Source organism: Candidatus Nanoarchaeia archaeon (assembly GCA_035290625.1).
Lineage (GTDB): Archaea > Nanobdellota > Nanobdellia > Woesearchaeales > DATDTY01 > DATDTY01.
The window spans coordinates 18,527-30,576 of sequence record DATDTY010000014.1; the positions used below are offsets into that span (position 1 = coordinate 18,527).

At 44.7% G+C, this 12,050-nt stretch carries 14 protein-coding genes and 1 other RNA gene; 6 read left to right on the top strand and 9 right to left on the bottom strand.

The window, feature by feature from the left end; translation table 11 throughout:
- Positions 1 to 6 precede the first annotated feature (6 nt).
- Positions 7 to 282, bottom strand: an RNA gene (gene ffs / locus VJB08_01025) — signal recognition particle sRNA.
- A gap of 574 nt (positions 283 to 856) precedes the next feature.
- On the opposite strand from ffs, the gene VJB08_01030 reads away from it, so the two are divergent.
- A complete protein-coding gene (locus tag VJB08_01030) occupies positions 857 to 2,197 on the top strand; it encodes a hypothetical protein (GenBank protein ID HLD42551.1) in 1,341 nt (446 codons plus the stop codon).
- 23 nt (positions 2,198 to 2,220) lie between these two features.
- Complete coding sequence (locus tag VJB08_01035; protein HLD42552.1) at positions 2,221 to 3,141, top strand: redoxin domain-containing protein; 921 nt, start codon at positions 2,221 to 2,223, stop codon at positions 3,139 to 3,141.
- Between the two features lie 13 nt (positions 3,142 to 3,154).
- Here the strand turns inward: VJB08_01035 and VJB08_01040 are convergent, their stop codons facing one another.
- From VJB08_01040 to VJB08_01055, 4 genes are all read right to left on the bottom strand, one after another.
- The gene (locus VJB08_01040) at positions 3,155 to 3,283 is read right to left on the bottom strand and encodes a hypothetical protein (GenBank protein ID HLD42553.1); all 129 of its coding nucleotides are present in this window, start codon (positions 3,281 to 3,283) and stop codon (positions 3,155 to 3,157) included.
- 66 nt (positions 3,284 to 3,349) lie between these two features.
- Complete coding sequence (locus VJB08_01045; GenBank protein ID HLD42554.1) at positions 3,350 to 3,586, bottom strand: hypothetical protein; 237 nt, start codon at positions 3,584 to 3,586, stop codon at positions 3,350 to 3,352.
- A 52-nt stretch (positions 3,587 to 3,638) separates the two neighbouring features.
- The gene (locus VJB08_01050) at positions 3,639 to 3,842 is read right to left on the bottom strand and encodes a hypothetical protein (protein HLD42555.1); all 204 of its coding nucleotides are present in this window, start codon (positions 3,840 to 3,842) and stop codon (positions 3,639 to 3,641) included.
- 44 nt (positions 3,843 to 3,886) lie between these two features.
- Entirely contained in the window at positions 3,887 to 4,621 is a 735-nt protein-coding gene (locus VJB08_01055) for a helix-turn-helix domain-containing protein (protein HLD42556.1), read from the bottom strand.
- A gap of 109 nt (positions 4,622 to 4,730) precedes the next feature.
- Here VJB08_01055 and VJB08_01060 point away from each other — a divergent pair, with 109 nt between their 5' ends.
- From VJB08_01060 to VJB08_01070, 3 genes are all read left to right on the top strand, one after another.
- The gene (locus VJB08_01060) at positions 4,731 to 5,501 is read left to right on the top strand and encodes a flavin reductase family protein (GenBank protein HLD42557.1); all 771 of its coding nucleotides are present in this window, start codon (positions 4,731 to 4,733) and stop codon (positions 5,499 to 5,501) included.
- Positions 5,498 to 6,865 carry a radical SAM protein gene (locus tag VJB08_01065; GenBank protein ID HLD42558.1) on the top strand — a complete coding sequence of 456 codons (1,368 nt, stop codon included), beginning with the start codon at positions 5,498 to 5,500 and terminating at the stop codon, positions 6,863 to 6,865. Before VJB08_01060 ends, VJB08_01065 begins: the two co-directional genes overlap by 4 nt.
- 83 nt (positions 6,866 to 6,948) lie before the next feature.
- On the top strand, positions 6,949 to 8,559 hold the full coding sequence (locus VJB08_01070) for a thymidylate synthase (GenBank protein ID HLD42559.1): 1,611 nt from the start codon (positions 6,949 to 6,951) through the stop codon (positions 8,557 to 8,559).
- On the opposite strand, the gene VJB08_01075 is transcribed toward VJB08_01070, so the two are convergent.
- Positions 8,556 to 9,110 (bottom strand): hypothetical protein, encoded by a 555-nt coding sequence (locus VJB08_01075; protein ID HLD42560.1) that lies wholly within the window; start codon positions 9,108 to 9,110, stop codon positions 8,556 to 8,558. The genes VJB08_01070 and VJB08_01075 overlap by 4 nt on opposite strands.
- Before the next feature lie 77 nt (positions 9,111 to 9,187).
- Here VJB08_01075 and VJB08_01080 point away from each other — a divergent pair, with 77 nt between their 5' ends.
- The gene (locus tag VJB08_01080; GenBank protein HLD42561.1) at positions 9,188 to 10,372 is read left to right on the top strand and encodes a replication factor C large subunit; all 1,185 of its coding nucleotides are present in this window, start codon (positions 9,188 to 9,190) and stop codon (positions 10,370 to 10,372) included.
- A gap of 1 nt (position 10,373) precedes the next feature.
- Here the strand turns inward: VJB08_01080 and coaD are convergent, their stop codons facing one another.
- The 3 genes from coaD to VJB08_01095 all read right to left on the bottom strand — a co-directional run.
- Positions 10,374 to 10,841, bottom strand: coding sequence for a pantetheine-phosphate adenylyltransferase (gene coaD, locus VJB08_01085; protein ID HLD42562.1), 468 nt, complete (start codon positions 10,839 to 10,841; stop codon positions 10,374 to 10,376).
- Positions 10,842 to 10,844: 3 nt separating this feature from the next.
- Positions 10,845 to 11,729 carry a PEP/pyruvate-binding domain-containing protein gene (locus VJB08_01090; protein ID HLD42563.1) on the bottom strand — a complete coding sequence of 295 codons (885 nt, stop codon included), beginning with the start codon at positions 11,727 to 11,729 and terminating at the stop codon, positions 10,845 to 10,847.
- Positions 11,726 to 12,050, bottom strand: a 325-nt coding sequence (locus VJB08_01095; protein HLD42564.1) for a HEPN domain-containing protein, incomplete at its 5' end; no start/stop codon positions are given. The genes VJB08_01095 and VJB08_01090, both read right to left, overlap by 4 nt.

A 12,050-nucleotide genomic window follows, 5' to 3' on the forward strand; every position in this document is an offset into this window, starting at 1 on the left:
AAGAAGCGGCAAGCATGCCTGAAGATTGACTAAGCCAAGAATGCCTGGCTTCTCCTGGATTGTCCTTGGTTCCGCAACCCTCTGAGCACCAACGGTAAAGCTTAAGGCTGCTTCATTCCTGACCTGACCTGATTCACCAAACCATCAGTCCCAAAGGACAGAACCTCATTGTTCAGCCCAGGACCAAAGCATTCCTGAACATAACCTTTCTCCAGGCTTCAGCTCCGCCTCAAGTCCGTTGACGGTGACAGCGGAGGACTAACCCGCCAGCCTAGCTTGCCAGTGCGCATAAATCCAACCTGCTTTTTAAACGTTTGCTCAACCCGGTGGCATTGAAAAGTCATGCAACCGAGCAAAGCGAGGTGCACAAAAAATCTTTGATTTTTTAGTGCAGCGCCCTCTTGTGAGCCATTATAAAGGGGCAGTGAGAGATTCTATAGGCTGCTCTGCGTTGGTGATAATCATTTGATAGTGACAACAAAACGAAAGGTTTAAATAGTTGCTCAATGTTGCCACCTGATATGATAACAGAATCAGTTAGCCAGTATGAAAAGAGCAAGCAGGATTTTTCTAGTTTTACGTCTACAGGTTCTCATCATCATTTGTAAGTCTGGCTTATTTTCCAGACTGTGAATTTCTTTTAGATTAATCATAGCCCTGGTTTCTAGGTTCAGACTGTCATCATCTCAAATTAATCTATGCTCTAACATAAAATGGCTTGCATCCAAAACTGCAGGAGAGAAAATGGAAGAGAAAACAAGTATAAAACAAGCTGAGGCAGAGGCGCAGGAAAGCGCTGGTTGTATTCACTGATGATGGTGATAACTCTTTTCAGATACTTTCTACAATCGCAAGGGTGAGTGGGGGAACCTACGATGAGTTGCCGGATATTGTTTCCGATTGGAGAAAATTCAAAGGCCCATTTTACAGATTCAATGACCCTCTGAGTTCAAAAGAGGAGATATCAATTGCAGAAAGATACCTGACTCCTATGTTGTTCTGTGGGAAGCCCGATTCAATTGATCTTAAAAGATGGTTTATTAAGTGCTTGAGTAATGACCAAACAGGATTTACCGGCTTCACTTCTTTAGTTGATGTTGTTGAATCTGAAGCATTGGGATATGATGGCAAAATAAGATTGCTGCCGTCCGCATCTTTTGTTGAGCCATTTGCGGTTGAAAAGCTGGATAGCGCTGGTTGTGATAGGCTATTTGGAATTAAAGAAAGATTGGACAGATTAGACTCAACAAAAATAGGAGAGATAAATGATTTATTAAGAGAGGCAGAAGCACTTTGCCCAGTCAGTATAAATAGAAAGAAAGGCAAAAGCCCAATCTTCTTTTATGGTGTTTCAGATAAACCATTTCAATTGCCTAAATTAATGTATGCCAAGCTAGCAAAAACTGCAAAGACGGCCTATACTGCTTTATGTTTGGCAACAGGAGAAACAGACAGAAGTATTTTCACAGGGTCTATTGATTTTATGGTTTGCGGAGATGATATGTACTTAATAGATATCGGAGCTCCTGCAGTAGGTTATGTTGCAGACATACTCGCTGCGAGTAAAGCATTGGGTAGAAAGCCGGAAGTAGGAATTGAAAAAATTGTTTCTACACTTAATGGAGCAATTACAATACCTCAAAGCACGTTATCAAGAGAGTTAGGATTTTTTAAACAAGAAAGAGGATACCTAATCTCCGAACTAAGAAGGGGTAGTGTTGCTGTTGAGGAGATATCAGATGAGGCTAACGAAGCAATAATTGATGGAAAACCGTTGCCTACGAGAGCATTTGACTATCTTAGTAGGAACCAACCCATAAGAAATAGTATCCTCTCGGGTATTAAAGGAGATTTAGCTATCCAGGGTATCAAAATACCTGAGGGAGTAGTACTACAACCAGATGATTTTGCATTGGCAAGATTTTACGAAAGCTCTAGACTTGGAGAACAAGACTTTGGATTATTGATAAAGAAAAAGGTGTTCTTCAAAGAATATGAAACCGGAACCGGATATTTCAAGCCTTTGGTAACGCCTGTTTGGGGCAGAGAGATAAGAGCAGACGGCAACCGCAGTTGCCTCTTCGAGCAATTTGTTCCAAGTTTGATAGAAACTGATGTTGCAGGGGATAAGAGAGGCAAGCGCTGTTATGAAATCAGGATGTACTTTGTTGCAGGCGAACCGCAGCAACCCTTATAAACAATGCCCATTTTTGCCGGCCTATGGCGTATGAGCTCACAGGCATTACTGATTGGATCAATTCCAAGCCCCTAACCTTGCAAGGCTTGAAAGGGAACGTTGTGATGGTTGACTTCTGGACCTACAGCTGCGTCAACTGCATAAGGACCTTGCCTCACCTCATCTCACTCTATTCCAATTACAAAAGCAGGGGGTTTGTCCTTGTCGGCGTGCATTCTCCAGAATTTGAATTTGAGAAGGAGGCCAAAAACATAAAGAAAGCAGTCAAGGACTTCGGCATTCCGTATCCTGTTGCCAATGACCCGGAGATGCAGACATGGGCTGCATTCAACAACCGCTACTGGCCTGGCCATTATCTCTTTGATAAGGAGGGAAGGCTCGTAGAAACCCATTTCGGCGAAGGAAAATATGCAGAGACTGAAAATCTTGTAAGGAGGCTTCTGGGCTTGAATGAATTGCCCGCTGCGGGAACCTCTTCTTTTCTGAAAAGGATCTTTTCTGGCTCTGTAACCCCCGAGACCTACTGCGGCTCTGACCGCGGCCCTGAAATCGGTTCAGCGGCAGTATGTTTGCCTGACGCAAGCTGTAAGTATATTGACCAGGATCAGCATAAGCCGGGAATGCTGTATCTTGATGGAAATTGGGCCAGGGAGCCTGAGTTCCTTGAGCACAGAGGAAAAGAGGGCTGGCTTTCGCTCGTTTTTACTGCTTCAGAAGCGAATCTTGTCATGGCAGGGAAAGGCACGATTATTGCCACAATTGATGGAAAAGCCTTATCAGAAACGGAGTCTGGAGAAGATGTTTCCTTTAAGGATAAGAAGTCTGTCCTCGCAGTTGATTCTCCCCGTATGTACAGGATATTTAAGTCAATGAAGAGAGAAACCCATGACCTGAAATTGATGGTATCAGGCAATGTTCAGGCATTTGCATTTACATTTGGCTAACGAGCAGCATTGGTCAATCGTGCTCCAAAAAGGACAGGTTGAGATGCCCGAAAGTCTCTTTTGCGCATGCTTCGCAATACCACTTGCCAGAGCCCTTGACATGGTAATGGGCCTCTTCCTTGCATGAGCTGCACTCTCTCATAGAAGGGGATTGTTGCTGGCATATATTATTTTTTTGGTTTGCGAGAGCCCTACAACTCCTTTTCATTCATCCATTAAATTTCATCCTTAGGGAATGGAGCCTCTTGAGATAGGCTCCAAAGGCTTTTTTATGAGTCCCTATACTCAGTAACCATATCGTATTTTTCTCAATATAATAAATCACTCGGACATTATCTGTAATAGGTTCTCGATAACAATTTGATCCTCCGCTTAAATGCTTCAATCGTAAAGGATTCTCTTTTATCTTCTTTTTCTTGTCATAGAAGTTTTGTAATTCCCTCACGCCCAATTTATCTAAATCTTTGAAGAAGTCGGGATGCTATTTGATTTCCCAATCAGCCAACGTTTACCCCTCTTTTTTCGAGGTATTTGTCTAATTCTCTCTCCGACTTCCCTGCAATACGCCCTTCTTTGATATCTGTTATTCGCTTTTTTGCAACCTGATCTTCATCGATAAGCTCTTCAAAATGAGAAACTAATCTCTCAACATCAGACATAACCTCATCTAACTTCTGTTTGGGAATGCTTACGGTTTCCATGGATTAGAATGGTGTTCTTTTCTATATAAACATATGGGTTTTGTTTACCGCTTTGCAATCTTCCAGAGCTCTCCAAAATACCTTTTTTGGCTTTCGGCCATCTGATCATTGCGTACCATGACGGCAAAGGGGTCTTTTGTCCAAGACTGCAAAACAACCCTGTCTCCGTAGATGATTGTTGCTGTTGGGATGCTCACTTTGATCGGCATAAACTTGTACTGTGCCTTCTTAAACGTATAGGAATACTGCTTAACCCTTGCTCGCGCTTCGGGTGTATCGTTATAGATAATCCTCATAACCACGCCTTGCTTGATCCTTCTTTTATGCCAGTCATCCATGAATGCCGGAATGATGGGATACGAGGACTTTGAGCTCCCATAAGATAAGAAACCCTTCACTTTGCTCCTGAGAATGTCATTCATAACAGTTTTCATCCCTTCTTTCCCTTCGTAAATCTCAACGACAGGTCTGGACGAGCCCTTAGCTTTTTGCAGCGCCTCCAAGTCCGGCAAAACCTTAGAGATCCCCTCCTCTTTTTCATGGAGTATCCTGAGAAGCTCTCTCGGGTTTGCGGCAGAAAAGTATTTCTTGTTATTTAGTATAGCATAGGAAACCAGCCCAGAATCAATCAGCCTTTCAAGGATATCGTACACCAATGTCCGCGGCAGGTCGCTTTTTAGGCTGATCTCATTTGCTGAAGCATCTCCAATCTCCAGACATGCCAGATAGACTTTGGCTTCCTTCTCGCTCAACCCAAAATTCACAAGTGCAGCAAACATAAGAAGAGGGAGCGGGAACTGCTATATAAATCCTTCTATTGTCGTAAATTTTTTACAGCAAATATTTATAAGGTTGCCAGATTCGACACTATTATAGAGTGGTGAGATTATGGCGTATAAGCAAAACATCAGGCCGCCTTCCGAAGAGGAAGTAAGGGAATTGCTCAGCGATTACCAGAAAGCAAACACAAAGGTAGAGGTTGACCCCTCATGGACAAAACATCTCCTGGCAACCCATCCGGTGCAGTATATTACAACAGTCGGCAAGGTAAATCGCAGGCTCATGACCAACATATCTCCTTTTGCAACATGCCTGGATACAAGCTATGATCCTCCCTATGTGACAATTTCTGCTCACACTCGCCAGCACAGCATTATAGGCCAGCCTAAGAATAAGGGAAGGATGAACACCCACTCCAATATTATGCAGAATGGATTGTTTATTGTGAATACGCCAGGAGCAGAGCTGCTTAATGTGCTTGACATCGTGGCTATTCCCTATGAACGCCAAAAGCTAGAAGACAAGATCCAGAAAGCAGGCTTAACCAAAGGAGTGCCATATGTGCTTCCCAAAGATCATGATGTGTACCCCCCAATAATCAATGAGTGCTTGGCTCATTTAGAATGCGAGGTTGTTGATATTCACAGGCCACGAGGAAGCGATCACTATAATATTACTGGAAATGTGGTCGGGGCTTCGTATGACGTGTCTCTCGGAGAGGATTTAGATGAAGCCAGGAAGCATATCGCGGAGAGAAGCTTCCATCATTTTGGGCCAGTCTCAGGGGATCCAACCCAAAGGTATATCGCAATGTCTTCTCTATTCACAATACAGAATGAAACTCGGCTGCTTCTTGAGAAGAATGGCGAGAAAAAATGAGAGTTGGATTAGCATGCCCATCGAACGAAGGCTGGGGCAAGAGCCATACAAAGGGGATTTATTATCCTGGCGGAATTTTGGCAGTCGGCTCCAGAGTCAGTGATTTCATGCCAACATGGGATGTCACACTTCTTGATGGAGAATTGCTCTCCATGAGTGATCTGGAAGACAGGATAAGACAGTCAGATTTTGACGTTTTAGGATTAAGTGCTAACACGAACAATTATCAGAATTGCTTAAGGCTGGCACAATCTGCGAAAGACTCCGGTGTTGAAAGGGTTGTGCTCGGCGGGCCTCATGCTACTGCAGTACCAGCACAAATCCTAAGGAACAGGGCATTTATCGATGCAGTTATTGTCCATGACGGCGAAGATGCCTTTTTAGGATATTTGAGAAGGCTCGGTGCAAACAAAAAGGATTTTGCAGGCATACAAAACCTATACTGGAGGGATGAGAGAAGAGAAATAAAAGAAAACCGTGTCGTTCTTCCGGCACAGCCTCCGAGGTTTGACGATCTTGACTTCACACTCATTGATCTGGAGCCCTACTGGGAGCAACATGCTCAAGAATTTCCTGAAATCTCCTCCCATTTTGTTCAGGGGTTTACCCATGTGGGTTGCACTTGGAGAACAAAAACAGGCGGGTGTAGGTTTTGCGACATTCCCTACCCTGACAATGGGTATGTGCCTCCCGGAAGATTCTGGAGGGAAGTAGATTCTGTAAAAGAGCACTTGGATATAGAATCGATGAAGGATTATGGGGATTGCATCACAGGGAATCCCGAGAGGGTAAAAGCCCTGTTGGATGCGCGGCCAGCCCATCTAAAAGATTTTGAATTCTCTTGTTATGCAAGGAGCGTTGAGATTGATGAAAAGATGGCAGATATGCTACAAGCGCTCAATGTCCGCTACGCGTATGTCGGTTTTGATTCCGGAAGCAATAAGATGTTAGCGTCAATGAGGCAAGGATACCTTGCAAAGCATAATCTTGACGCCGCAAAGAGATTGGCTAAAAGAGGGATCAACATCATGGGAAGCCTGATTGTTGGAGCAGAAGGAGAATCAGAAGAAACATTGAAGGAAACAGAGGAATTTGCTGAAGGATTGGTATCAGGAAAGCAGAGGGTAACTCAACTCAATTGCGGTGTGTTAAATGTTACGCCAGGCTCTCCCTATGGACTCCAGCTTAAAGAAAGATTCCCTGCATTAAAAGAGGATGATGTGTGGGATATCTTCGAGACGAGTAAGCTATGGATAAGCACGTATTGTAAAGCTCCGTATGACCAAATCGTAGAAACTGCAAAACGCATTACCAGCTTAAATCCGTCGCAAAGAAAAAGGAATCTTGGGTATATTGAAGAATAGAGATCGCATCTATATTCTCCACTACACTATTCTTTATAAATCCTCATCCTTTTGCCATTTTTTGAGGGGGAAGACAGATTCTTATGGCGTGGGAACCGGCTGTTAAAGACAGGCTTTCTTATTTTGTTTTGAATCCTGGAGAGGTAAAAGCCAATGTTGCTGTTGCCTTTCTCTGGACCATGCGCGATGTGATCCTTCCGAAGCTTGACAGGAAGAACCTTGCCCTGGCGTGCAATTTCTACACCCCTGCAGGAATTGAGAGTATGGTGAGGAACGTCCTTGCGAACCCTTATATCCGCTATATCATCCTTCTGGGAGAGGAGTACTCAAGCAGAAAAGGAGATCCAACTGAGCTTACTTCTGCGAATGCGATGCGGACTTTTTTTTCAAAAGGGATAACTTCCGAAAGGAAGCTTGCTGGTTTTGAGAATGCAGTCTATTTTGACAAGAATATCCCTACTGATGTAATCACCAAAGTCAGGAATTATGTTGAGTTGATAGATTTGAACGCCACAATGAAAGATGCGTCTTTTGTTGATAAGATCAGGGAGGCAAATAGGCTTATGGCTGTCTTGGAGAAGAAAGATGCATTTGCAGATCCGCAAACATTTGCTGAGGAGAAGCCTTCAGGCATCATGCCCTTTGCAGGAGGCCCATGGCTTGTCAGAGGATCCACAATCCCAAAAACATGGATCGAGATCATGCATAGTATCTATAGGTATGGAAGGGAAAACCTGATGGATGCAAACACTGACCGCAAGGTGAAGGAGATCAATAACCTGGTTGCTGTGATCCATGATCCGCAGAATCTTGATTTGAGCGTGAATCCTTTTTTGATCACATTGACGCCTGAGAAGATCAGGGCATATCAGCATGAAATCCTATCGCCGGAGCTGCCTGAAGGAAAAGCCTACACCTACGGAAATAAGCTGAGAGCATACCTGTTCCCTGCCCCTGAAAAAATCAAGGAATTATTAACAACAAAGGAGTTCAAGGATTTCGAGTTTGGCCAGGGAAAACACCTTGACGAGAATGTCGTGTACAAGGAAGGTGTTGCCGAGATTAACCAGATCAAGGACATGATCTATGCATTGGCAAGAAATATCTATTCAAAGTCTGTCCTTGCGATAACATGGCACCCTGCAGATGAATTGACAAGGAAACACAAGAGCAGCCCTTGCCTCGTCCTTGTCCAGGCAATGGTTCAGGATGAAAAGCTGAATCTCACAACCTACTGGAGGAGCCATGACATGGTCCAGGGCTGGCCTGAGAATGCGTATGGCATGGCAGCAATCCAAAAGGAGATTGCAGATGCTGTGCATATGCCCTGCGGCATTCTTACGATGATATCAAGCTCTGCCCAGATCTATAAAACGTATTATAATCAAGTGGAGCAGATGCTCGAGAAGTACAGGAAATATGAGATTGATTACCATGACCCACAAGGAAACTTTATAATCAACATCAAGGACGGAAAAATCCATGTAAGCCATACAGACCCTGTCACAAATCGGGAGCTTGAGGCTTTTGAGGGGAAAACCTCAAAGGAGATTTATTTGAAGATGGCTGCTGCAATAGGCGCCCTGGATTTAGGCCATGCATTCTATTTAGGAACAGAATTGAAGAAGGCAGAGATTGCGCTGCGTGATCCTTCTCTTCGGTATGTACAGGATCAAGAATTGAAGAAAACTTAAGGCATGAACGGGAACGGAATTGAAACGCTCTCAGCAATGGCTTCAAGCTCACTAGGCATTGTTGCATTTTTCTTAGTGTCCCAGAGAGTTGGAAAATCGCTCATGCCAAACACAAACTGGTACAAGAGTGAGCATCCAATAACACGTATTGATGTAGTTTGATCCTCCAGTCCCTCAAAGCCGTACCGTTTCAGAACCCGCTTTGCATATTCCTTCTTGGCAGCCGCCTTAGGCAAAATATCGACAAAGGACTGGAAGAGAGTTATGAGAGTGTCAGCATAAGCGTCCAACTCCTTTGGCATACGATACGCGCTGCCAAGCACCGGAATATCAATAGTCCTATTACCAATGCATACCTCCTTGGTTTGAAGCTGGAAGGTATTCTTGTAGGTTCCTGAGCCGGCCCTAATCAAAAAAACAGGAGTGTCTCCATCAAGGATAATCGGAGCTGTACCCTCGATTTCGAACTTCTGCCTCAGCAGAAATATTCTGGCCTGCTGCCCTTCATTATAGTCAAGCTGCGGGCGTAAGATCACATATCCGGTAAGCATGAGGAAGAGGGGTTCTGAGGATATTTAAATCCTAGCCCATCATAATCTTAATAAACAACCGAGCATTGCTAGGCAGCATGAATCCTTTCATACGCTCCTATCAGCCCTCCAGCCTCGCTGAAATACGAGGCCAGGAGAAAGCAGTGAAGGAGCTCAGAGCCATTGGAAAGCAGCCTCTTCTGCTCTACGGCCCATCAGGCTGCGGGAAGACATGCTCGGTCTATGCGTTAGGCAATGAGAAAGGGTGGGAAGTAATTGAGATTAATGCATCAGACGTCAGAAGCAAGGCCGCAATCGAAGAGAGGATAGGGCCTGCATTGCATCAGCAAAGCCTGTTCGCAACCCAGAAGATTGTCCTTATCGACGAAGTCGACAGCCTCTCAGGAAACAAGGACAGGGGAGGAGTTTCTGCCATCGTGCAGGTGATGAAAGGCTCTCCCTTTCCCGTCATCCTCACCGCAAACAACCCATGGGACCCGAAATACAGCTCCTTGCGATCAAAGTGCAGGCTTGTTGAGTTCAACGAGTTGAGCCACGAAGCAATTCTAGTGATCCTGAGAAGGATCTGCGAGAAAGAAGCGATTGTGTATGACGAGTCCAGCCTTTCAAGCATCGCGCATCGTTCAGGAGGCGACTGCCGCGCAGCGATCAACGATCTCCAGTCTCTTGCAGCAGGGAAAAGGCTCATGAAAGAAGACCTGGACGCGCTGTCCTACCGGAACAAGATTGAAAGCATGCCGAAAGCCCTGGTAAAAGTATTCAAGACTACGGATGCTGACATCGCCTTACATGCGTTTGATGACATTGAAGAAGACCCCGACAAGGCAATGCTATGGATCGAGGAGAACCTTCCAAAGGAGTACACCAAGCCGAAAGACTTGGCAGCTGCATTCCGCTTTCTTTCCCAGGCAGACATCTTCAGGAGAAGGATCCGGAGGTGGCAGCACTGGCGCTTTCTCATTTATGTGAACGCATTAATGACTGCTGGCGTGGCAGTGGCAAAAAAAAACAAGTACAAAAGCTTCGTGCAGTACAAGCAAACAACAAGGATCCTGAAGATATGGAAAGCAAATATGCAGTATATGAAGCGGAAAGCCATTGCAGGAAAAGTTGCAAGGAAGACGCATTGCTCAACAAGGGTTGCTATTCAGTCTACCATTCCGTATCTGGAGATTATCTTCAAGAAGGACAAGAAAGAGGGGGAGAAGATATCCAAGGATCTTGGCCTCCAGGAAGAAGAGGTGAAGTGGCTGGAGAAGTGAGCTAACTCTTCCATAACGCTTTCTCAACACACCTTGGCACCATGCTTGAAAGAGTTTCCTTATGCCCGAAGCTGGCAAGCTCCTTGACAAGTGTGGAGCTAATATGGGCATATTCTTCTGAAGGAGGTATGAAGATCGTCTGCAGCCCAGGGTTCATCCTCGCATTCTGGAATGCCATCTGCAGCTCATAGTCAAGGTCAGCGCTTCCCCTCACTCCTTTCACAATGAGGCTGCATTTCTTTGCCTTTGCAAAATCAGCCAAAAGCCCGGAAAATGAGACGACTTCAACGCCTTTCGTTGATTCCCGGATAAACTGCATCCTTTTGCTTAGGGAGAAAAACTGCTTCTTGGCAGGAGTCTCTGGAAGTGCAACAATAAGCTTGTCCACAAAAAGCAGCGCCTTTCTGACAACATCAAGATGCCCATGGGTTATGGGATCAAATGTTCCGGGGTAGATTGCGGTTTTCATAGACTAAAGCGTCGTTATCGCCCTGCTCTGCACGATAAACAACTTTCCTTTCTTGTCAATCACGAACTCAATATCCTGCGGATGCTTGTAATGCGCCTCAATCTTCTCTCCCATCCTTGAGACCATCTCTATCAGGCTGTGCTTGATCTTGAAATGCTCGCTCTTCTCCTCAATGATATGCGTCTTTTTATTGAGGAAATAGCTGTTCGGAGTGACCTGGCCTGAGACTAACTGCTCCCCCAGTCCTTCAACAACCTCAATTAAAATGTATTTCTTATTGACAGGATCGATTGTAAACACCACTCCTGCGTATTCAGGCTCAGCCATCTCCTGCACAACGACAGATATTAACACATCACGGTGGTGGAAATTCTTTTTTTCTCTATAATAAATCGCCCGGGAAGTAAACAACGAGGCCCAGCACTTCTGGACAGCCTCAACAACCTTCTCTGCTCCATAAATATTAAGGTAGGTGTCCTGCTGGCCTGCAAAGCTTGCTGTGGGCAAATCTTCAGCAGTCGCAGAGCTCCGCACAGCAACCTTCTTGTTCTTGAGCTTCTTGTAATTCTTGAGAATCTCTTCCCGCAAGTCAGCCGGAAACTTCTGCTTCAGGATAAGCTTCCGTATCTCTTCAGAGGTCTGATCCAATTGCTCAGTGCCTTCAACATCAATCCTGTCAAGCAGCCCATGGATATGATCGCCTATCCCGGTCTCTTTCATGAATCTGATATAGCCATGGACAGTAATGCAGAAGCCGTTCGGAACAGGAAAATGGCTGAACATCTCTCCCAGATTTGCCCCTTTTCCTCCGACAGACGGAACATCCCCCTTCTTAACATCCTTGAGCCACAGGATGTTCTCTTCATGGAATGTTGGCGTTTGGGTCATTTTAGTAATTTCTCAGCTTCCTCAATGAATCTATTACATATATTGATGAACATGGTTAAATCTTCATCTATGTCCACCTTCTCTGTGGAGTATTGGACATTATGCCTCAGGCTCATGATGGTTTCAAAGGAGTCTATGAATTTATTTAAATTGTAGTGGTTTTCCAAGTATCGTGCGATACAATAATGGCTTCTTTCTTTGATTCCGTCCTTAAACAATAATGACCTTGCTGCATGGAAGAACGCATTATATAAGGATAATGCTGCTATGTGCTTCTTTTTCAGATCTAATAATTCCTCTGCTTCTTTAAGGAAGAACTCT